The following is a 22,448-nucleotide window of genomic DNA, read 5'->3' as shown; positions in this document are numbered from 1 at the left end:
GAATGAGTAAGGGAGTATATATGGATAAAATTATTATTCAAGGTGGAAATAATCGCTTAGTTGGAACAGTACAAATCGAGGGTGCAAAGAATGCAGTCTTACCTCTTTTGGCTGCAACCGTCTTGGCAAGTAAAGGAAAAACGATTTTAACAAATGTACCTGTCCTTTCAGACGTCTTTACCATGAACAATGTTGTTCGCGGTTTAAATACTACTGTAGACTTCAATCAGGATGAGCATGAGATTGTGGTCGATGCTAGTCAAGATATCACAGAAGAAGCCCCCTATAAGTATGTCAGCAAGATGAGGGCATCTATTGTCGTCCTAGGGCCTATCTTGGCGCGTAATGGACATGCTAAGGTATCAATGCCTGGTGGCTGTACGATTGGAAGTCGTCCAATTGATTTGCATCTGAAAGGTCTTGAAGCAATGGGGGCTGAGATTACTCAGACAGCCGGTTATATTGAAGCAAAAGCAGATAAGTTGCACGGGGCACATATTTATATGGATTTCCCGAGTGTAGGCGCGACTCAGAATATTATGATGGCTGCGACACTGGCTGAAGGGACAACTGTTATTGAAAATGCTGCTAGGGAACCAGAGATTGTTGATCTAGCTGTCTTGCTCAATAAAATGGGGGCTAAGATCCGTGGTGCAGGGACTGAGACCTTAACCATTCTTGGAGTCAAAGAATTAATAGGAACCAAACATAGTGTCGTTCAGGATCGAATTGAAGCGGGAACATTTATGGTTGCTGCTGCTATGACAGGTGGTGATGTTCTGATTCAGGATGCGATTTGGGAACACAATCGTCCTTTGCTAGCTAAGCTACAGGAAATGGGTGTATCAGTAACTGAAGAAGAAGAGGGAATCCGGATTCAATCAGATCTATCTCGCTTAAAAGCCGTTAGTGTTAAAACCCTGCCTCACCCAGGTTTTCCAACGGATATGCAGGCTCAGTTTACTGCCTTGATGACGGTAGTTCGTGGCGAATCAACTATGATTGAGACAGTCTTTGAAAATCGCTTCCAACATTTAGAAGAGATGCGTCGTATGGGCTTGCACTCTGAAATTATGCGGGATACAGCAAGAATTGTTGGAGGGCAGAAGCTTCAAGGAGCAGAGGTCATGTCTACTGACTTAAGGGCTAGTGCGGCCTTAATTTTGACTGGCCTTATCGCTAGTGGGGAAACCAAGGTTAGCAAATTAGAGCATTTAGATCGTGGTTACTATCTTTTCCATGAGAAATTGGCTGCTCTAGGAGCCAACATCAAGCGTGTGAAGGAAGATGACGATGAATGATGAGTTGAAATATGTAGCGAAACAAGTTGGGATTGTTCTCTTAGTGATTTTATTGGGACTCCTTGTCTTTGCTATTGGTTTAGTTATTGGTTATGGTGTGATTGGTGGTGGCGATAATCCTTGGTCCATCTTATCACCTGATAAATGGCAGAGCATTATTAATAAATTCACAGGTAAATAAGGAGTATAGGGCAGTTTGTCCGCTCCTATTTTTATGAGGAAAAAATGAAGAAAAAACAAGAAGAGAAACTCTTTCAGAGCATAGTAGGACTGATTCTGGCACTTGTTCTGATAGCTGGTGCTAATTATTTCTCAAACCATCAGAATCAGGATAACATAAAGTCTAATCCACAGGTTCAAAGAACAGGAAGAAGGGATATCTCAACTCCCGAGCAAGCACTATCTCAGAGTGTGCTGACTGATTCTGTTCGTAAGCAATTAAAAGGCAGCATAGAATGGAATCAGGCAGGTGCTTTTATTATTAATGGCAACAAGACAGACCTGAATGCTGATATTGCCAGTCAGCCTTATGCACAAAATCAAACGAAGTCAGTCCAGGGACAGTTAGTACCAATAATTGGGAACGCACTGCTTTCTAAACAGACTAGACAATACAAAAATCGAGAAGAAACCGGAAACGGGACGACAAGTTGGGTTCCTGCCGGCTGGCATCAGCTGAGAAATCTTACTGGAGATTTTAATCATGCTGTTGATCGAGGGCATTTATTAGCTTATTCTTTAGTCGGAGGCTTAAAGAACTTCGACGCTTCTACAAGCAACCCGGAGAATATCGCTGTTCAAACAGCCTGGGCAAATCAAGCAAACAGCCCTTCGTCTACTGGACAAAATTTTTATGAAAGCTTGATTCGGAAGGCTTTGGATAAAAAGAAGCGAGTTCGTTATCGAGTAACCTTGATTTATGCTAATCCTGATGACTTAATAGCAGCGGGCTCTCATTTAGAAGCAAAGTCTAGCGATGGAAGTCTTGAGTTTAATGTCTTCGTTCCAAATATTCAAACCGGGATTCGTATTAACTATAGAACTGGAGAAGTAACTGTAGAGTAGTTATACTTTAAGACAGAAAAAGCACCAATTTTACCCTACCCTAGTTTTTAGATTATTTCTATCTAAGTCTTAGGGGGAAGTAAATCTGGTGCTTTTTATCATCTTTCTAAAATCAGAAGAGATGAGGGAGGTAGAAGCAGTCTACTTCAATAAAAATTAAAGTGTTTCTCTATATAGTGCCATGATTAGATTAAAGTTTTCAAGAAAGATAGTTAACTAGTTGTTTCTATATTCCAGTTTTGAACTAACCATTTTATAAAGGAATCATATCTTGATTGAAGAGCATCATGATGTCCAGAAGAATCAAAGACAGAGTAAGTGTCAGTTATCTGATTTTGAATGACACTGTGGACCAGTTCGGCATAGAATGGTGCTTTAGCCAAGCGATTAGAATGATGAGCACCTTCTGTCTTTCCATTCTGTAAATAGACTAGACAGTCCTTGTTTTTCAAGTCCTGTGTCTGGCAATAGTTGGTAAAACCTGGGTACCAAAAGGAACCGCAGATAGAAAAGACACAGGGGATCTTGCAGTTGCTATAGAGGCTGTATACAGCAACTAGTCCACCGAGAGAGTAGCCACCATAGGCAATTCTCTTGTCGTCCAGTAGGTAGTGCTGTCTGATTTCTGTTAAAATACCGCTGAAGAGCTTTTGATGGTAGCTATCTGCTCTGCCGCCAAAATCGGGATTGCCAGGCTTTAAAGCATTGGCTTTCCAGGGTGTATAATCGTCCAGCCTATTGTTTGATATCAGTCCGATCAAGATTACCGATGGAGAAAGCTTGCTTAGGTAGTTTATCTGCCCATCGTTTAGCAAGACAGCAGGATAAGGTCTCGATCCGTCATAATCTTGGGGCAGAGTAATATTGACAGTGATACCCTCCCAGACAAAGGCCTTATTTATTGATAAAGTCATTGATTTTCTCGAGTGAGTCGATTACAGCAGGACCATAATCCATAAACTCATCATAGGAGATGGTCATAATTTTCTGATTTTTGACCGCTGGGACATCTTCCAGAACTGGATTGGCTTTCATTAGATCAACTGCTTGCTCATCCATGGACTTGTTGCGGTCGCTGGTTACGTAGATGATGAGTTCTGGATCCATAGAAACCAGGTTTTCCAAGGTTAAGCCAGAGGTTCCAGTCGCTACATTGGTATAGCCGAGCTGGTTGAGCAGACTTTCTTGCAGAGCAGATTTATAAGCACCGAAAGTCTCATCGTTATATGCACACATGATGAGCGCTTTTTTCTTTTCTCCTTGGCTAGCCTTATTCGCCTTCTTGACAGTGTCAATTCTTGCCTGTAGCTGGTTGGCATACTGATTGGCCTTATCTTGAACGTTAAAGATGGTTCCTATATTCTTGACATCTTCAACGATATTGCCTAGATCTTGCTTGGTATTGGACAGGGAAGCCTTTTGTGTATAGACAGGGATTTTATTTTCATTCCAGGCACTAACTGTTCCCAGAGATTTTTCGGAAAACATCATGTTTCGGCCAAGAAGAGCGTCTGGCTCATAGGATAGCACAGTTTCCTGTGATACGGTTTTCTTGTCGCCGACCTGCGGAATGGTGGCAATATCAGCCTTGTATTTATCTGTGACATCATTGTCTGGATTGAGCATGCCAGCAATCTTGTCTTTTAAGCCTAGTTCAATCAAGATTTCGGTCGTTGAAAGGTTATTGGTGATGACCTTTTCCGGTACCTTTTCAAAGATCTGATCAATCTCCTTGCCTTCGGCATCGTAGGTTTTGATTGTCACTGGATATTTTGTCTCTGCTGTGCTCTTTTTCGCGCTTTGTGTTTTTGAGGAAGATTGCGAAGTTGAGCTTTCTTTCGTACTTTCCTTAGATGAAGAATTGCAGGCTACCATTGTCAGTGCAGCTGTTGTGACGAGTAAGATACTGAGAGTTTTTTTCATATACATTTCCTTTCATGTGTTGAGAATATAGCTAGATTAGGCTAAGGTTTTCAAAAAGTGGCTACCCAAAAGTTTCCATTAATTATAAGAAAGTCACATTGGAAACAATTTTTTCTTCAACTATTCATCTCTGAAAATAGTTTCTTAGAGATACTGAATCATTGCTTGTTGATCGCTGGTCCAAGCGACCTTGCTTTGAACACCATAAATGGCTTGCAGTGATTCTTGACAAATTACTTCTTCAGGGCTGCCCTGGTATAGGATTTCACCTCCTTTCATAAGATACAGATAATCTGAGTAGCGACAGGCTAATTGAATATCGTGTAGAACAGCCAATACGTTGATATCTAAGTCTTTAACAATACTTAGAATATCCAGCTGGTATTTGATATCCAGATGATTGGTAGGCTCGTCTAGGAGTAGCAAGCTTGGTTGCTGGGCTAGAGCTCTAGCCAACAAGACTCTTTGCTTTTCTCCTCCAGATAGGGAGGAGTAGGAGCGTTTGGCTTTGTCAGCCATGTCTACTTTAAGTAAAGATTGGTGAACCAAGTCATAATCTTCTTCTTGTTCCCTCTGTAAAAAAGATAGGTGGGGGATTCGCCCCAGTAACACGATTTCCTCAACAGTGGTGTCAAATTGCAACTGGTTAAATTGACTGAGAACTGCCATGCCTTTAGCGGTAGATTTTAAACTCAAATTTTTTAATGGACTTCCGTTTAAAAAAATCCTACCACTGTCTGGTTTAATTTGACGATATATAGTCTTCAATAGGGTTGTTTTACCGCAGCCGTTGGGTCCAAGAATAGTGTGGAATTTTCTCCCTTCGACTTTTAGAGAAATGCCATTTAAAATTTTTTTCTGGCCAATTGAATAGTGAATATCTTCGCAAATTAGATCCATCTCAACTAAGCATCTCCTTTCGACTTTTAGCAACCATATAGATAAAAAAGGGAGCTCCTACTAAAGCGGTAAAAATACCAATCGGAAGTTCAGAGTTTTTTATTAAAATCCTGGAAAAAACATCGGCCCAAAGAATAAAGAGGGCTCCAAGAAGGCTGGCTATGGGTAAGATTTCTTTATAATTGCTTCCTATTAGGGCTCTGGCTAAATGAGGAGTGATCAATCCTACAAAACCAATAATTCCACAAGACGCTACTAGCATAGCAGTGATAATCGCGACAATAGTGATATAAAGATACCAATAAAAGCGTAAGGGCACACCCAATGTTAAAGCAATTTCTTCCCCCATCGTCATGGCGTTAAAAATTCGATATTGAGACCAAAAGAACAAAAGGGAAAGACTGACAATGAAAGCAGGAAAAGTTAGATTCGACCAAGATGCCCCTGCCAGAGAACCCATAGTCCAAAATTTGATAGTCAAGGCGCTATCAGCATTGGCGCCAAGAGAAATGATAAAATTAGCAAAGGCGATAAAGAGGGCGTTAACTACTGTACCGGAAAGAATCAGACTGGATGTTGTTGACTTTCCTTGTATAGTCGCAATTAGCAAAACAGTAGCAGTTGCTAGAAGTGCTCCCGTAAAAGCAGCAACTCCAGTGAAGGCTTTAAGGCCTAAAATGATACTGAGTGTAGCTCCAAAAGTAGCTCCTGAAGAAATCCCCAGAATGTAAGGTTCAGCAATGGGGTTGTTGACAGTGGACTGCATCACACACCCGCAGATAGAAAGTCCAGCTCCTGCAATAATGGTAAGGAGTACTCTTGGGACTCGCATATTCCAAACGATTGCAATACTTGATTTGGAAAGGTATCCAGTATCTGAGACCCAGCCTAACTTACTAAATACAATCCGATAGGTATCTAACAAATTGATTTTAACAGCTCCTAAAGAAACAGATAAAAACAATGAAAAAAGTAAAAATATGATGAGAAAAAGTAAGAGAACAAGATAGCTAAGGTAGCCTCTCCTTCTAGTTTTCTTGAAGGACATAGATGTCTCCTTAAAACACTAATATCTTAGAATATTCTGATAATTTAATGAAATTATATCATTTTAAAAAAAGAAGGGCAAGGGAAGACCTGATTTGAAAAGTTAATCATTTATACATATAATAATTTCACCAAATGGTTGTCGATTGTTTTTTAGGATTCTTATTTTTTAGAAAAAAAGCCCAAACAATAGAGTTCAGACTTGTAATTAAGGACAAGAGGATCTAAGAAAGTGACAAGAATCTCCGTCCAATAACGATTAGAAGCAAAGAAAGGAGTAATCTTTCGTCTGGAAACCAAATCAAGCGATGGGAGTCTCGAGTTTAATGTCTTCGTTCCAAATATTCAAACCGGGATTTGTATTAACTATAGAACTGGAGAAGTAACAGTTGACTAAGTAGATATCAAACTAGCAAAAAAGCACCGCAATGGGTGCTTTTGGCTATTCTAATCAAAGTAGAGCAAGTCCTTGCTAGTCTCAGTAAAGAGTTCAAATCCGTTTTTAGTGACATACCCACAATCTTCGATGCGGACACCGACCTTGCCAGGAATATAAATACCTGGTTCAACAGAGAAGCACATACCTTCTTCAATAACCATATCGTTACCTTCCATGATAGACGGAAATTCATGAACATCCATACCGATACCATGACCAAGACGGTGGTTGAAATACTCACCATAACCAGCTTTTTCGATAACTTGTCGAGCAGCTCGGTCTACTTCATGGGCTGTTACACCTGGTTTGATAAAGTCAAGTGCAGCTTGCTGGGCTTCTAGAGTTAGATGGTAGATATCTTTTTTGAACTGGTCAGGTTGGCCAACAGCAACAGTCCGCGTCATATCACTAGCATAGCCATTAACCATACAGCCTAAGTCAAAGAGTAGGAGGGCATTGTTTTCAATTTTGTTTGCTCCTGGGATACCATGAGGGTTGGCCGCATTATTTCCAGTTAGGACCATGGTTTCAAAGCTCATTTCATATCCTTCTTGCTTGATGGCAAAGTCAATTTGAGCAATGATATCAGTTTCAGTTTTATTCAAAGAAATATTGTCAAAACCAATGTTAACAGCCTTATCGGCATATTGGCCTGCTACAAGCATTTTTTGGATTTCATCAGCAGACTTAATGAGTCGCATCCGTTGAATAAATGGTGTAAGGTTTGTAAAGTCAGCCTGCTCAAAAACAGTTTTCAAACCGTGGTATTTAGTTAAAATTAAGTTGTCAAATTCAACAGCCACAGTTTTAACCCCTTTGACTGGTAGGGAAGCCTTAATTTTGTTCCAAGGGTTTTCAGAATCTACATAACCTACTACAGAAAAAGAAACGGTGCTAGAAGCGCGCTCTACTTCTAAAGCAGGAACAAAGAGTAGAGGTTCTTGATCTGTGAAGACAAAGAGAAACATTTGACGCTCATGAGGGTCGCTATAAAATCCGGTTAAATAATGAATAGTGACTGGATCTGAAATGATTGCAGCGTCTTTTTTCTCGTTTTCAAGAAAATTACGAATTTGATTCAATTTTGTCATAATGAAACCTTCTTTCTATGCCTCTATTTTGGCAAAAAATGACTAAAAAAGCAAGAGTTTTCAAATAAACTCATCAAAATGCTTGAAAGTGTTTCCAAGAAGTGATAAAATGTTCTTGGTAGGAATATGAAAACGTTATTTTCAACTTTAAGAAAGGAAGCAATATGAACACAGACGATACAGTAACCATTTATGATGTCGCCCGTGAAGCAGGGGTTTCTATGGCGACAGTTAGTCGTGTAGTTAATGGAAACAAGAATGTAAAAGAAAACACTCGGAAAAAAGTTTTGGAAGTAATTGATCGCCTTGATTATCGTCCAAATGCAGTAGCTCGTGGTTTGGCTAGCAAGAAGACTACGACAGTTGGTGTTGTGATTCCAAGTATTACAAATAGTTATTTCTCAACACTCGCCAAGGGAATTGATGATATTGCTGAGATGTATAAATACAATATCGTCCTAGCAAACAGCGATGAGGATGATGATAAGGAAGTTTCAGTTGTTAACACTCTCTTTTCGAAACAAGTAGATGGTATTATCTTTATGGGTTACCACCTTACTGAAAAGATTCGTTCAGAATTTTCACGCTCACGCACGCCGGTTGTCTTGGCTGGAACTATTGATGTGGAGCACCAATTGCCAAGTGTTAATATAGATTATAAACAGGCTACGATTGATGCTATCACATTCCTTGCTAAGCGCAATAAAAAAATTGCTTTTGTATGCGGACCTTTAGTTGATGACATCAATGGAAAAGTACGCTTATCCGGTTATAAAACGGCTCTTAAGAGTAAAAAGCTATCATACAGCGAAGGTCTTGTTTTTGAGTCTAAGTATAGCTATGATGATGGCTATAATTTAGCTGAACGAGTAATTGCTTCTAAAGCAACGGCTGCTTTTGTGACAGGTGATGAGCTGGCAGCAGGTCTTTTAAACGGACTAGCTGATCGCGGAGTAAAAATTCCAGAGGATTTTGAAATTATTACTAGCGATGATTCACAGATATCTCGCTATACACGTCCAAATTTGTCGACTATCAGCCAGCCTTTATATGATTTAGGTGCTATTAGTATGCGTATGCTGACTAAAATTATGCACAAGGAAGAGTTGGAAGAACGCGAAGTTGTTCTATCTCATGGTATTTACGAACGGAACTCAACTAGAAAATAAAAGATAAAGTCACCATTTGGTGGCTTTTTTGGTATGCAGTTTGAGGATACTTGTTGGAAAGAAAAGTCATAAGATTGAGTGAGACAGACTTGCTTTTGCCATTTAAAGTTTAATTTTTTTCTGCTTTCAGGTATAATAGTATTTATGAAAGTTTTATTGTATTTAGAAGGAAAATCAGTGCTAGAAAAATCTGGTATTGGTCGAGCTTTGCAACACCAAATGCATGCCTTGGACCTAGCTGGTATTCCGTATACGACAGATATTTTAGGTGATTATGATGTAGTCCATATTAATACTTACGGGCCAAGAAGCTTGCTTCTCTTGCACGCTGCTAAGAGACATGGGAAGAAGGTAATCATGCATGGTCACTCAACTAAAGAAGATTTTCAGAATTCTTTTATTGGGTCGAATTTCTTTGCACCTTTATTTGGTAAATATCTTGCACATATGTATCAAAAGGCTGACTTTGTTATTACACCGTCAGAGTATTCTAAAAAGCTTATTGCAGGCTACGGGGTAACGACACCGATTATTGCTGTGTCAAATGGTATAGATCTTGAGAAATACCAAGCGGACCCTAAAAAGGAAAAGGTTTTTAGAGAACATTTTCGAGTTAAGGAAGGCCAAAAGGTTGTTGTCTGTGCAGGTCTCTATTTTAAGCGAAAAGGAATAGAAGACTTTGTTGAAGTGGCTAGAAGGATGCCAGATGTTCGTTTTATCTGGCTAGGCTCGATCAATAAGTGGTTGATCCCAGCTTCGATTCGTAGATTAGTAGAAAAAGATCATCCTTCTAATGTGGAGTTCCCTGGCTATTTTAAGGGAGCTGTTTTTCAAGGAGCTATGTCAGGAAGTGATGCATTCTTTTTCCCATCATATGAAGAGACAGAAGGTATTGTGGTCTTGGAAGCCCTAGCTAGCAAGCAACATGTCATTCTTCGAGATATTCCTGTGTATGAGGGATGGATTAGCGAAGAGTCTGCTGAGCTTTGTCATAATGTTGATGAATTTGTTGAGTCACTTCGAAAGGTTCTAGACGGTCAAGTTGATAAACGTGAAGCTGGTTATCGAGTGGCTCAAAGCCGTTCAATTGATGATGTAGCCTATCAGCTAGTAGAAGCCTATCGAAAAGTATTGGAGATGTAATATGCGAGTTGGTCTTTTTACAGATACCTATTTCCCTCAGGTCTCGGGTGTGGCGACGAGTATTCGGACTTTGAAGACGGAACTTGAAAAGCAAGGACATACAGTTTTTATCTTTACGACAACTGATAAAGACGTGAATCGTTATGAGGATTGGCAGATTATTCGGATACCGAGTGTACCCTTTTTTGCCTTTAAAGATCGTCGGGTTGCATACCGAGGTTTTTCTAAGGCTTTAGAGATTGCTCGCCAGTATCAGCTTGATATCATTCACACACAGACTGAATTTTCATTGGGGTTGTTAGGGGTCTGGATTGCTAAGGAATTAAAGATTCCTGTCCTGCATACCTATCATACTCAATATGAAGATTACGTCCGCTATATTGCAAATGGAATGCTGATTCGGCCTAGTATGGTTAAGTATATCGTTCGTGGTTTTTTGAATGACATGGATGGTGTGATTTGTCCTAGTGAAATCGTCTATGATTTGTTGACACGTTATAAGGTTACAACTGAAAAGAGGGTCATTCCTACAGGGATTGATTTGGCTAAGTTTGAACGGCCTGAAATTACCAAAAATCATATTGAAGATTTACGAAAGAAATTGGCAATCGATGATTCGGAAACTATGTTGCTCAGTTTGTCTCGAGTTTCCTATGAGAAAAATATTCAAGCAGTTATTGAAGCCTTACCAAATGTCTTAAAAGAAAATGCTGCTGTAAAATTGGTAGTAGCAGGAGATGGGCCTTATTTGGCGGACTTGAAGGAACAGGCTGAGAGTTTAGGTATTACTGATTCTATCATTTTCACAGGTATGATTCCTCCAAATGAAACTGCCCTTTACTATAAGGCGGCTGATTTCTTTATTTCTGCCTCGACTAGTGAGACACAAGGTCTAACATATTTGGAAAGTATTGCCAGTGGTACACCGATTATTGCACATGGCAATCCTTATCTAGATAATGTTGTGACGGATAAAATGTTTGGGACGCTTTATTATGAGGACAATGACCTATCTGGTGCTATTTTAGAAGCAGTTATGACAACGCCTAAAATGGACGAAGAGAGATTGGCAGATAAACTCTATGAGATTTCAGCAGAAAATTTTGGGCGCCGTGTCTATGAATTCTATCTGGATTTAGGGATTTCTAAAGATTTTCAAAATGAAATTAGGCCGGATGAAACAAGAACAAAGCGCTTTGCAAAATCAATGATAAAACTGCCGGGTAAAATTATCCTTCTTCCGGTAAATGGTTCCACTCGGATGATCAAGGCTTCAAGAAAACAAATCAGAAAAATTCGCAAATACCTAGAATAAGTTTACTCTTTGAAAGGTGAAAAGGAGATGAGGGGATGAAAGACAGAAAAAATGAATTTCTTTTCTTACTTCCCCTTGTTTTTTTCTATTTAATATTTGATATTTTGCCAATATATTTGCCACTTGATTCAATAGTAAGTAAAAGCCTTATGGTTGGAAATGTTCTTATATTTTCACCTCTGGTCACTCTTTTGGTGTCTTTTCTATATGCAGTATTTTATGGATTTTCATTGCGTTTTTCACTCTTAGTTGGCCTTCTATTTTTGCTGACAATTTTTATCTTTGGAGAATGGATTCCTCTCTATCACTTGGTTTATTTTCTTTCTTCACTGGCTGGTAATGGATTAGGCCATTTGTTTTATCATTTGAGAAAGAAAAAAAGCGAAGCTAGAAAAATGTAAAAGTTCTTGCAAATTTTTTCAATCGTGCTATAATGTTTCCTAGAGACATATCACCTGCAGGAAATCTTTTAGAGAGCGCGTGGAGCTGGAAATCGCGTAGAGGATGCAGTTGGGACTACTCTACTGGATTTTATGAAAACATAAAACGGTGGCTACGTTAGAGCCAATCAGAGGTGTCCCTCTTTTTTGAGGAACATAAATGAAGGTGGAACCACGTTGCGACGTCCTTTCGAGGATGTCGCTTTTTGTATGGAGAATAGTTATGACAAAGTTAAAATGAAATTTAGCTAAGGGCTGAATGAGGTGATAGATTTGAAGAAATATTTATCTTGGATGATGGCTTGTACCTTCCTTATAGTCTATGTATGGCTAATGAAAACTCTCAGCCTATGGGGGTTAGAGTATATTGTCGTCTTTTCATTTTTTCTACTCATTCCTCTCTTGCCCTTCCTTGCCCCCTTTCTTGGTATCTTAATGTTTTTCAACAACAAGAAACTCATTATAACGGGATATCTTTTAAGTTTGACAGCTGCTATCTATTTGGTCAATGCGATAAAAAGCTATCCGATAAGGATATACATGGAAGGTGAGATGACTGATGAGCAATACTTGTCTCTAATCCTTTCTTTGGTATGCTATCTATTTATTTCTACAGCTTTCTTTATCTATAGAATGAGAAAGTTAAACTATCATTTATTTAAATAATCAACTGATATCATTCATTGTAAATGACTAGTTTCCCTATTCCTTCAAACCTCAGTTATAAAAATACGATAATTTTTTAAAGGAGAAAACCATGATTAAGATTACTTTCCCAGATGGTGCTGTTCGTGAATTCGAATCTGGCGTTACAACTTTTGAAATTGCGCAAAGCATCAGCAATTCCCTCGCTAAAAAAGCCTTGGCTGGTAAATTCAACGGCAAACTCATCGACACGACTCGTACTATCACCGAAGATGGTTCCATCGAAATCGTGACACCTGATCACGAAGATGCCCTTCCAATCTTGCGCCATTCAGCTGCTCACTTGTTTGCTCAAGCAGCTCGTCGCCTTTTCCCAGACATTCACTTGGGAGTTGGTCCAGCTATCGAAGATGGTTTCTACTACGATACGGACAACACAGCTGGTCAAATCTCTAACGAAGACCTTCCTCGTATCGAAGAAGAAATGAAGAAGATCGTCAAGGAAAACTTCCCATCTATTCGAGAGGAAGTTACCAAAGACGAGGCACGTGAAATCTTTAAGAACGACCCTTACAAGTTGGAATTGATCGAAGAACACTCTGAAGACGAAGGTGGTTTGACTATCTACCGTCAGGGTGAATACGTGGACCTCTGCCGTGGACCTCACGTCCCATCAACTGGTCGCATCCAAATCTTCCACCTTCTCCATGTAGCAGGTGCTTACTGGCGTGGAAATAGCGACAACGCTATGATGCAACGGATCTATGGTACAGCTTGGTTTGACAAGAAAGACTTGAAGAACTACCTTCAAATGCGTGAAGAAGCCAAAGAACGTGACCACCGTAAACTTGGTAAAGAACTTGACCTCTTCATGATTTCACAAGAGGTTGGACAAGGTCTGCCATTCTGGTTGCCAAACGGTGCGACTATCCGTCGTGAATTGGAACGCTATATTGTCGACAAGGAAATCGCTGCAGGCTACCAACATGTTTACACTCCACCACTTGCATCAGTAGAGCTTTATAAAACTTCTGGTCACTGGGATCACTACCGTGAAGATATGTTTCCAACTATGGACATGGGAGACGGTGAAGAGTTTGTCCTTCGTCCAATGAACTGCCCACACCACATCCAAGTCTTCAAACACCATGTTCATTCTTACCGTGAATTGCCAATCCGTATCGCTGAAATCGGTATGATGCACCGCTACGAGAAATCTGGTGCCCTCACTGGTCTTCAACGTGTGCGTGAAATGTCTCTCAACGATGGTCACCTCTTTGTTACTCCAGAACAAATCCAAGAGGAATTCCAACGTGCCCTTCAGTTGATTATCGATGTTTACGAAGACTTCAACTTGACTGAGTACCGCTTCCGTCTCTCTCTTCGTGACCCTCAAGACACTCACAAGTACTTTGACAACGATGAGATGTGGGAAAATGCCCAAACTATGCTTCGTGCAGCGCTTGATGAAATGGGCGTAGACTATTTTGAAGCGGAAGGAGAAGCTGCCTTCTACGGACCAAAACTCGATATCCAAGTGAAGACAGCCCTTGGAAAAGAAGAAACCCTTTCTACTATCCAGCTCGACTTCTTGCTTCCAGAACGTTTCGACCTCAAATACATCGGAGCTGATGGTGAAGAACACCGTCCAGTTATGATTCACCGTGGAGTTATTTCAACCATGGAACGCTTCACAGCTATCTTGATTGAAAACTACAAGGGTGCCTTCCCAACATGGCTTGCACCACATCAAGTGACCCTCATCCCAGTTTCTAACGAAAAACACGTGGACTACGCTTGGGAAGTGGCTAAGAAACTCCGTGACCGCGGTGTCCGTGCTGATGTGGATGAGCGTAATGAAAAAATGCAGTTCAAGATTCGTGCTTCACAAACCAGCAAGATCCCTTACCAATTGATCGTTGGGGACAAGGAAATGGAAGATGGAACAGTCAACGTTCGTCGCTACGGACAAAAAGAAACACATACGGTAGCAGTAGACGAATTTGTGGAAGCTATCCTAGCTGATATCGCTAACAAATCACGCGTTGAAAAATAATGATCAAGAACTCGCTTTGCGGGTTCTTTTTGTAATCTCATTTTTTGACAGTTTATTTTTAGATTTTTTTATGAGCTAATTTTTTACAGCATTGTCACGAATGTCTTTAAATTGTAAGATAAAGAATAGTATTTTTAATTGGGGAAATTAGTCTATTTTAAGAAAGTTTGTTATAATAAAAGAGACAGAAAAAAAGGTGAAAGATATGAAGAAAATATTAGTTGTAGATGATGAAAAACCAATTTCAGATATTATAAAATTTAATATGGTAAAAGAGGGCTATGAAGTTGTTACGGCTTTTGATGGTCGTGAAGCTCTTGAGATGTTTGAAGCTGAAAATCCTGATATTTTGATTTTGGATTTGATGTTGCCAGAGTTGGACGGGCTAGAAGTAGCACGCACCATTCGGAAGACCAGTAATGTTCCAATTATTGTCCTATCGGCTAAAGATAGTGAGTTTGATAAAGTTATCGGCCTTGAGATCGGAGCAGACGACTATGTGACTAAGCCTTTCTCTAACCGTGAGCTCCAAGCTCGTGTCAAGGCTATTTTGCGACGTTCAGAATTTGCTGTAGATACCCAAGAAAATGAAAAGGGCTCAAATGAGTTGACAGTGGGTGAATTGCAAATTTTACCCGATGCTTTTGTTGCCAAGAAACATGGTGAAGAGCTAGAATTAACCCATCGTGAGTTTGAATTACTCTACCATTTGGCTAGTCATGTTGGTCAAGTAATGACACGCGAACACCTACTAGAGACAGTTTGGGGTTATGATTATTTTGGTGATGTACGCACTGTTGATGTGACGATTCGCCGTCTACGTGAAAAGATTGAAGATACGCCAAGCCGACCAGAGTATATTTTAACTCGTCGTGGTGTTGGCTATTATATGAGAAACAATGATTGAAAATATTAGACAATTTGTGTTTTCTGTAGATTTTGTTTTTGTTTTAATTGTTTTAGGTTTTATTTTGGTTGTTGCCCTGCTCTTTTTAGAGAATCGAAGGGATAATCGCCAACTTCGTCTGCTCAATCAAAAGATCAAAGATTTAATCGCAGGAGACTATTCCGAGGTTCTGGATATGCAGGGCAGTCCAGAAATTACGGATATGACCAATAGTATAAATGATTTGTCTGAGGTGACTAGATTAACACAAGAAAATCTGGAGCAAGAAACCAAACGTTTGACTAGTATCCTGTCCTACATGACAGATGGGGTTTTGGCAACCAACCGTAGGGGTCAGATTATCATGATTAATGATATGGCTTCTAAGCAACTAGGTGTTGATCCAGAGGAAGTCCAAAATACAAGTATTTTAGACTTGTTAGATATTGCGGATGAATATGATCTGCGGGATTTAATTACCAAGATGCCGGAATTGACGATTGATTCACAGGATGAAAATGGAGAATATCTAAGTCTGCGTGTTCGTTTTGCCTTGGTTCGTAGGGAATCTGGTTTTATCTCTGGTTTGGTAGCTGTTTTGCACGATACGACAGAACAGGAAAAAGAGGAACGGGAGCGTCGGCTTTTTGTATCAAACGTAAGTCATGAGCTCCGGACCCCTTTAACAAGTGTTAAGTCTTACCTAGAAGCTTTGGACGAGGGCGCTCTTTCTGAGCCAGTTGCTCCTGAATTTGTTAAAGTTTCTCTTACTGAAACGAACCGAATGATGCGGATGGTTTCTGATTTGCTTAGCTTATCAAGGATTGATAATGATAGTAGTCATTTGGATGTAGAATTAACTAATTTTACAGCTTTTATCACTTTTATTTTGAATCGTTTTGATAAGATTAAAAGTCAGGATGAAACCAAAAAATATGAGATTGTACGAGATTATCCAATCACACCTATTTGGGTTGAAATTGATACTGATAAAATGACGCAGGTCATTGATAATATCATGAATAATGCTATCAAGTATTCTCCAGATGGTGGAAAGATTACCGTAGGGATGAAAACGACGGAAGATCAGCTGATTATTTCAATTTCTGATGAAGGATTGGGAATTCCCAAAAAAGACTTGCCTAAGATCTTTGACCGTTTTTATCGAGTGGATAAGGCTCGAAGCCGTGCGCAAGGTGGAACGGGCTTAGGACTTGCGATTGCAAAAGAAATCATCAAGCAGCACCATGGCTTTATCTGGGCCAAGAGTGAGTATGAAGTCGGATCAACTTTTACAATTGTCCTGCCGTATGATAAGGATGCTGTTTTGGATGATGGCTGGGAAAGTGAAGAAGTAGAAAGTAAAGATGACTAAGGAAGGTTTTAAGTATAGCATTTTAGCATCTGGATCTAGTGGTAATTGTTTTTATTTAGAAACAACCCAAAAGAAGATTTTAGTGGATGCGGGACTATCTGGTAAAAAAATCACTAGTCTCCTAAGTGAAATTAATCGTAAACCAGAAGATTTAGATGCTATTTTAGTAACTCATGAACATAAGGATCACATTCATGGTGTTGGGGTCTTAGCCCGCAAGTATAATTTAGATATCTATGCTAATGAAGATACTTGGAAAGCTATGGATAGTGCCTTAGGGAAAATTGATATCAGCCAAAAGCATATTTTTGAAATGGGTAAGGTTATGACTTTTGGTGATATAGATATTGAAAGTTTTGGTGTTAGCCATGATGCGGCGGCACCACAATTTTATCGGTTTATGAAAGACGATAAAAGCTTTGTCATGCTGACGGATACGGGCTATGTGAGTGACCGTATGGCTGGAGTAGTTGAAAATGCTGATGGTTACTTGATTGAGAGTAATCACGATGTAGAAATTTTGCGTAGTGGAGCTTACCCCTGGAGTCTTAAGCAACGTATTTTATCTGATAAAGGGCATTTATCTAATGAAGATGGTGCTGATACGATGATTCGAACCTTGGGGAACCGTACCAAAAAGATTTATCTAGGTCACTTGAGTAAGGAGAATAATATCAAGGAGCTGGCTCATATGACTATGGTTAATCAGCTGGCTCAAGCTGACTTGGCAGTCAATCATGACTTTCAAGTTTTGGATACTTCGCCTGATACGGCTACGCCTCTGACATCAATTTAATCATGTTGAAAATAAAAAATAACCAGGAGATTTTATGCGTCCCATTTATTTTCTTGTTGGACTAGTGTCCTTGGGGCTGGGAGTTGTTGGAATTCTTCTTCCTATCTTGCCTACAACGCCTTTTTTGCTCTTGTCCATAGCTTGCTTCTCTCGGAGTTCCAAACGTTTTGAAAATTGGCTCTATCATACAAAAATGTATCAGATTTATGTGGCGGATTTTCGGGAGACAGGATCGATTGCCAAGGAGCGTAAGAAAAAGATTATTGTATCCATCTACATTTTGATGGGCATTTCTATATTTTTTGCTCCTCTTCTACTTGTAAAGATCGGTCTATTTGCTCTGACAATTTTTATCACCTACTACTTATTTAAGGTCATTCCTGATAAGTAATAACTATAGAAAAGACAATTGTTATAATTGTCTTTTTTCCTTTGCCTAAAGCAAGAAAAAGAGGGCAGGAAAATTTAATTTTTGGTATAATAGTAGCTGTGCAGTCTTCTTTCTAATAGAAGATTTAAACAGCAGTAGAACTTACTTTTACCATTTGTTAAGAGTGTCTTTCTACTCTACTTTGCTATAAAGATAGAAAGGATTGGACTTGTGTTTATCAGTTTGAACACAGGTAGAGGTTTATGAAAAAATTAGAAAACCTTTTGTTTGATCGATTTGGCTTGGTTTTCAAGGATGTTTCATTGCTAGAAACAGCTTTTACTCATACAAGTTATGCCAATGAACACCGCCTCTTAAAAATTTCACACAATGAACGCCTGGAATTTTTAGGAGACGCTGTTCTGCAATTAATTATCTCTGAGTATTTATTTGAAAAATATCCCAAGAGACCTGAAGGAGATCTGACTAAGCTTCGTTCAACGATTGTTCGTGAAGAAAGTTTGGCGGGTTTCAGTCGTGATTGTCAGTTTGATCGTTTCATCAAGCTGGGTAAGGGAGAAGAAAAATCTGGGGGCCGTGAGCGCGAAACGATTTTAGGTGACTTGTTTGAAGCTTTCTTAGGAGCTTTGTTACTTGATAAAGGCTTGGAAGTTGTGAAGGACTTTATTTATCAAGTCATGATTCCTAAGGTGGAGGCAGGAGATTTTGAGCAGGTGACAGACTATAAGACAAAATTGCAAGAGTTGCTTCAGTCTAATGGAGATGTAGAAATTCTTTATCAAGTCGTGTCTGAATCTGGACCAGCTCATGCCAAAAATTTTGAGGTTAGCGTTTCGGTTGACGGCCGTTTAGTAGGAAAAGGCCAAGGGCGTTCTAAAAAGCTGGCAGAACAAGAGGCTGCTAAGAATGCCTTTGAAAAGGAAAATCATTCATGTATTTAAAAGAAATTGAAATCCAGGGTTTTAAATCTTTTGCGGATAAAACAAAGGTAGTTTTTGACCAAGGGGTGACAGCAGTTGTCGGCCCCAATGGTTCAGGTAAGTCCAATATTACAGAAAGTCTGCGCTGGGCTTTGGGAGAATCCAGTGTTAAGAGTTTGCGTGGCGGTAAGATGCCCGATGTCATTTTTGCAGGGACTGAAACACGTAAGCCCCTTAATTATGCGTCTGTAGTAGTGGTTCTTGATAATAGCGACCAATTTATCAAGAATGCAGCTAAGGAGATTAGAGTTGAGCGTCATATTTATCGAAGTGGTGATAGTGAGTACAAGATAGATGGTAAAAAAGTTCGTTTGCGTGATGTTCATGATCTCTTTATGGACACAGGGCTTGGACGGGACTCCTTCTCTATTATTTCCCAAGGTAAGGTAGAAGAGATCTTTAACAGTAAGCCAGAGGAGCGGCGTGCTATTTTTGAAGAGGCTGCAGGAGTACTGAAATATAAGACGCGTCGTAAGGAAACTGAGAGTAAATTGGCTCAAACCCAAGACAATTTGGATCGCTTGGAAGATATTATTTACGAATTGGATGGGCAAATCAAACCTTTAGAGAAGCAAGCACAAACTGCTAAACGCTTTTTGGAGTTAGATCAGGAAAGGCGAGAACTTTACCTAGATGTCTTGGTTGCTCAAATGACAGCTAATAAGGAAAAGCTGAACCAGGCTGAGGAGAATTTGGCCAAGATTCAGGAAGAGCTGTCAGCCTATTATAGCAAACGCGATGAATTGGAACTGGAGAACCAAACTCTCAAATCTAAGCGCCATGAGCTTAATCAGACCTTGGCAGCTGATCAAGCTAAGCTACTGGAATTAACTCGTCTGATTAGTGACTTGGAGCGACAAATTGACCTCTCTAAGCTTGAATCGAGTCAGGCGGCTAGTAGCCGTAAGGAAAATGAGGCTCGTATGGCTGTATTGGCAGAGAAGTTGGAGCAAACGGAGAAAGAATGTCAGGCTAAGTCTGAAAATCTGGCTCTTATTGCAGAAAAATTGGATAAGAATCAACAGGAAATGGATGAGCTAGAAAAAGAGATTGCCGATTTTTCTGAGAATCCTGATCAATTGATTGAGCATTTACGAGATCAATATGTCAAACTCATGAAAGAAGAGGCTGATTTATCCAATGATTTGACTGCTCTGGAAAGCCGTCAGGCTAATGAGTTGAAACTAAACGAGAGTAAACAAGCAGATTTTGAAAAAATTAAAAGGGACTTGTTAGAAAGCCAAAATGCTGAAACAGCCCATATAGAAGAGTTGGAAACAGCTCGGAAGAATCTAAAAGACTTGTTGAATGCTTACCAGGCGCAGGTGGAAAAAGTACAAGAACTGCAGACAAGTTACCAAAATCAGCAGAAAACTATGTTTGATTTGTTGGACGATTTGAAAAATAAGAAGGCTCGTTCTGCGAGTTTGGAAGCTATTCTTAAAAATCATAGTAATTTCTATGCTGGTGTAAAAAGTGTCTTGCAAGAGTCTGATCGCTTAGGTGGGATTGTTGGTGCTGTTAGTGAAAAATTAAGTTTTGATCCGCATTATCAGACAGCTCTTGAGATCGCTTTAGGAGCTAGCAGTCAGAATATTATTGTCGAAGATGAAGCGGCTGCTACAAAAGCTATTGATTTCTTGAAGAAAAATCGAGCTGGTCGAGCCACTTTCTTGCCACTGACAACGATCAAACCGCGTCAGCTAGCTGATCATCATCGGACAAGCATTGAGTCTAGTAAAGGTTTCCTTGGTTTGGCATCTTCGCTGGTCACTTATGATGCAAGCTTGGATACCATCTTCCAAAATCTGCTTGGGACGACAGCCATTTTTGATACGGTAGACAATGCAGGAGCTGCGGCCCGTCAGGTTCGTTACCAAGTCAGAATAGTCACTCTAGACGGGACAGAACTGCGAACAGGTGGTTCCTACGCTGGTGGAGCAAATAGAAACAACAATACGATCTTTATCAAACCGGAATTGGACGCTCTTTTGTCTGATATAAAGGAAAAAGATGTCCAATTGAAGGAAAAAGAAGAGACTGTCCAAATCCTACACAATCAACTGAGTCAAGCTAAGCATGTCTTAGATCAAATCAAGGAAGATGGCGAAAGCGCCCGCTTGGCAGAACAAAAAGCTAGTTTAGCTTATGAGCAAATTGCAAAGCGAGTGGAAGAGCTGACGAATCTGAAAGATATGCAAGAGCAAGAATTGGCAAGGTTGTCTGGCTTAGATATTTCTGGCGAACAAGCCAAATTGCAGGCTCGTTTAGTAGAAATTGAACAGGCTAAATTGGATGTGACACAGGAAATTGAGCAGGTTAAATCGAATAAAGATGCTGTTCAAGAACGTTTTGATAAACTTTCCAATAAATTGTCAGACTTAAAACTATCTCGGACTGAGCTGACCTCTCTCCAACGTTTTGAGAAAAATGACTTAGAACGTTTGGAAGAAGAAAAAATAGCTTTAGTCAAAGAACAGTCTACTCTAGAACTCTTAATGGAACAAAAAGAATCCAGTCTCCAAAAGGTGGACATTGCAGTTCTAGAAGATCAGTTGAAGACTGCAAATCAAGAAAAGACAGACTTAAACCAAGGACTGATTCGCCTGAAATTTGAATTGGAAGATTTGGAAGGTCAGTCTGAAGACATTCTCAGCCATTTGGATCAGGCTCGTAAGCAAAATGAAGAATTGATACGTAATCAGGCCAAGGCTGAGGCTGAAAAAGAAAAGATTACTGATGTTTTGCGTCGTCTCTTAACCAGTCTGACGGAAGAATATCAAATGAGTTTTGACGAAGCCAATCAGAAGGCTCGTCCTCTCGAAAACTTAGCAGTATCGGAAGGGCAAGTCAAAGACTTGGAACGATCTATACGTGCGCTTGGCCCAGTAAACCTGGATGCTGTTGAACAATTTGATGAAGTAAAAAATCGTTTGGACTTTCTCAATACACAACGAAATGATGTCTTGTCCGCTAAGAATCTTCTCTTGACAACCATCGAAGAAATGAACGATGAAGTCAAGGAACGTTTCAAGTCAACCTTTGAGGCTATTCGTGAAAGCTTTAAAATGACCTTCAAACAAATGTTTGGTGGAGGATCGGCAGATTTAATCTTAACAGAAGGTGACCTTTTGAAAGCTGGAGTTGAAATTTCGGTGCAGCCACCTGGCAAGAAGATCCAGTCCCTCAATCTCATGAGTGGTGGGGAAAAGGCCTTGTCAGCTCTCGCTTTGCTCTTCTCCATTATTCGAGTGAAAACCATTCCTTTTGTTATTTTGGATGAAGTTGAAGCGGCCTTGGATGAAGCAAATGTTAAACGTTTTGGGGATTATCTCAACCGCTTTGATAAGGAGAGTCAGTTTATCGTTGTTACCCACCGAAAAGGGACCATGTCAGCAGCTGACTCCATTTATGGAGTGACCATGCAGGAGTCCGGTGTGTCGAAGATTGTTTCGGTGAAATTAAAAGATTTAGAAGGTATGTAAA

At 39.9% G+C, this 22,448-nt stretch carries 20 protein-coding genes and 1 pseudogene; 16 read left to right on the top strand and 5 right to left on the bottom strand.

Annotated elements, in window-relative coordinates; translation table 11 throughout:
• Positions 1–20: 20 nt before the first annotated feature.
• Genes murA through PCY09_RS03600 form a run of 3 tightly spaced genes read left to right on the top strand, consistent with a single transcriptional unit; the run spans position 21 to position 2,366 of the window.
• On the top strand, positions 21–1,301 hold the full coding sequence (murA, locus tag PCY09_RS03610) for a UDP-N-acetylglucosamine 1-carboxyvinyltransferase (RefSeq protein ID WP_045634645.1): 1,281 nt from the start codon (positions 21–23) through the stop codon (positions 1,299–1,301).
• Positions 1,294–1,482 (top strand): DNA-directed RNA polymerase subunit beta, encoded by a 189-nt coding sequence (locus PCY09_RS03605; RefSeq protein ID WP_020992673.1) that lies wholly within the window; start codon positions 1,294–1,296, stop codon positions 1,480–1,482. Before murA ends, PCY09_RS03605 begins: the two co-directional genes overlap by 8 nt.
• A gap of 44 nt (positions 1,483–1,526) precedes the next feature.
• Positions 1,527–2,366 carry a DNA/RNA non-specific endonuclease gene (locus tag PCY09_RS03600; protein WP_045634644.1) on the top strand — a complete coding sequence of 280 codons (840 nt, stop codon included), beginning with the start codon at positions 1,527–1,529 and terminating at the stop codon, positions 2,364–2,366.
• 212 nt (positions 2,367–2,578) lie between these two features.
• On the opposite strand, the gene PCY09_RS03595 is transcribed toward PCY09_RS03600, so the two are convergent.
• From PCY09_RS03595 to PCY09_RS03580, 4 genes are all read right to left on the bottom strand, one after another.
• Positions 2,579–3,280 (bottom strand): alpha/beta hydrolase-fold protein, encoded by a 702-nt coding sequence (locus PCY09_RS03595; protein ID WP_125396956.1) that lies wholly within the window; start codon positions 3,278–3,280, stop codon positions 2,579–2,581.
• On the bottom strand, positions 3,261–4,289 hold the full coding sequence (locus PCY09_RS03590; RefSeq protein WP_061601745.1) for an ABC transporter substrate-binding protein: 1,029 nt from the start codon (positions 4,287–4,289) through the stop codon (positions 3,261–3,263). The genes PCY09_RS03595 and PCY09_RS03590 overlap by 20 nt, the downstream gene beginning before the upstream one ends.
• 144 nt (positions 4,290–4,433) lie before the next feature.
• Positions 4,434–5,189: an ABC transporter ATP-binding protein gene (locus PCY09_RS03585; RefSeq protein ID WP_105165157.1), complete on the bottom strand. Its 756-nt coding sequence runs from the start codon at positions 5,187–5,189 to the stop codon at positions 4,434–4,436.
• A gap of 1 nt (position 5,190) precedes the next feature.
• Positions 5,191–6,237 (bottom strand): iron ABC transporter permease, encoded by a 1,047-nt coding sequence (locus PCY09_RS03580; protein ID WP_125396957.1) that lies wholly within the window; start codon positions 6,235–6,237, stop codon positions 5,191–5,193.
• A gap of 288 nt (positions 6,238–6,525) precedes the next feature.
• Between PCY09_RS03580 and PCY09_RS03575 the strand changes: the two are divergent.
• Positions 6,526–6,633 (top strand): annotated as a pseudogene (locus tag PCY09_RS03575) (DNA-entry nuclease); the annotation flags it as partial.
• A gap of 50 nt (positions 6,634–6,683) precedes the next feature.
• Here PCY09_RS03575 and PCY09_RS03570 read toward each other — a convergent pair.
• Positions 6,684–7,766 (bottom strand): Xaa-Pro peptidase family protein, encoded by a 1,083-nt coding sequence (locus tag PCY09_RS03570; protein WP_061601748.1) that lies wholly within the window; start codon positions 7,764–7,766, stop codon positions 6,684–6,686.
• A gap of 164 nt (positions 7,767–7,930) precedes the next feature.
• Between PCY09_RS03570 and ccpA the strand changes: the two genes are divergently transcribed.
• From ccpA to smc, 12 genes are all read left to right on the top strand, one after another.
• Positions 7,931–8,935, top strand: coding sequence for a catabolite control protein A (gene ccpA, locus PCY09_RS03565; RefSeq protein WP_048775076.1), 1,005 nt, complete (start codon positions 7,931–7,933; stop codon positions 8,933–8,935).
• 144 nt (positions 8,936–9,079) lie between these two features.
• Positions 9,080–10,078 (top strand): glycosyltransferase family 4 protein, encoded by a 999-nt coding sequence (locus PCY09_RS03560; protein WP_045502119.1) that lies wholly within the window; start codon positions 9,080–9,082, stop codon positions 10,076–10,078.
• 1 nt (position 10,079) lies between these two features.
• Positions 10,080–11,393: a glycosyltransferase family 4 protein gene (locus PCY09_RS03555; protein ID WP_125396958.1), complete on the top strand. Its 1,314-nt coding sequence runs from the start codon at positions 10,080–10,082 to the stop codon at positions 11,391–11,393.
• A 35-nt stretch (positions 11,394–11,428) separates the two neighbouring features.
• On the top strand, positions 11,429–11,794 hold the full coding sequence (locus PCY09_RS03550) for a hypothetical protein (protein WP_061601749.1): 366 nt from the start codon (positions 11,429–11,431) through the stop codon (positions 11,792–11,794).
• Between the two features lie 333 nt (positions 11,795–12,127).
• Positions 12,128–12,499 carry a hypothetical protein gene (locus PCY09_RS03545; RefSeq protein WP_046165831.1) on the top strand — a complete coding sequence of 124 codons (372 nt, stop codon included), beginning with the start codon at positions 12,128–12,130 and terminating at the stop codon, positions 12,497–12,499.
• Positions 12,500–12,590: 91 nt separating this feature from the next.
• The gene (gene thrS / locus PCY09_RS03540) at positions 12,591–14,534 is read left to right on the top strand and encodes a threonine--tRNA ligase (RefSeq protein ID WP_061601750.1); all 1,944 of its coding nucleotides are present in this window, start codon (positions 12,591–12,593) and stop codon (positions 14,532–14,534) included.
• 205 nt (positions 14,535–14,739) lie between these two features.
• On the top strand, positions 14,740–15,441 hold the full coding sequence (yycF, locus tag PCY09_RS03535; protein ID WP_012000241.1) for a response regulator YycF: 702 nt from the start codon (positions 14,740–14,742) through the stop codon (positions 15,439–15,441).
• Entirely contained in the window at positions 15,434–16,795 is a 1,362-nt protein-coding gene (gene vicK / locus PCY09_RS03530; RefSeq protein WP_008809003.1) for a cell wall metabolism sensor histidine kinase VicK, read from the top strand. Before yycF ends, vicK begins: the two co-directional genes overlap by 8 nt.
• Positions 16,788–17,591, top strand: a complete 804-nt coding sequence (locus PCY09_RS03525) for an MBL fold metallo-hydrolase (RefSeq protein ID WP_048775089.1) — start codon at positions 16,788–16,790, stop codon at positions 17,589–17,591. The genes vicK and PCY09_RS03525 overlap by 8 nt, the downstream gene beginning before the upstream one ends.
• 34 nt (positions 17,592–17,625) lie before the next feature.
• The gene (locus PCY09_RS03520; protein ID WP_008809001.1) at positions 17,626–17,982 is read left to right on the top strand and encodes a YbaN family protein; all 357 of its coding nucleotides are present in this window, start codon (positions 17,626–17,628) and stop codon (positions 17,980–17,982) included.
• 242 nt (positions 17,983–18,224) lie between these two features.
• Positions 18,225–18,923 carry a ribonuclease III gene (rnc, locus tag PCY09_RS03515; RefSeq protein WP_061601751.1) on the top strand — a complete coding sequence of 233 codons (699 nt, stop codon included), beginning with the start codon at positions 18,225–18,227 and terminating at the stop codon, positions 18,921–18,923.
• Positions 18,914–22,447 carry a chromosome segregation protein SMC gene (gene smc / locus PCY09_RS03510; protein ID WP_125396959.1) on the top strand — a complete coding sequence of 1,178 codons (3,534 nt, stop codon included), beginning with the start codon at positions 18,914–18,916 and terminating at the stop codon, positions 22,445–22,447. The genes rnc and smc overlap by 10 nt, the downstream gene beginning before the upstream one ends.
• Position 22,448: the final 1 nt, after the last annotated feature.

Source organism: Streptococcus sp. SG2 (genome assembly GCF_030439925.1).
GTDB lineage: Bacteria > Bacillota > Bacilli > Lactobacillales > Streptococcaceae > Streptococcus > Streptococcus gordonii.
This window is presented reverse-complemented; position numbering and strand designations above follow the sequence as displayed.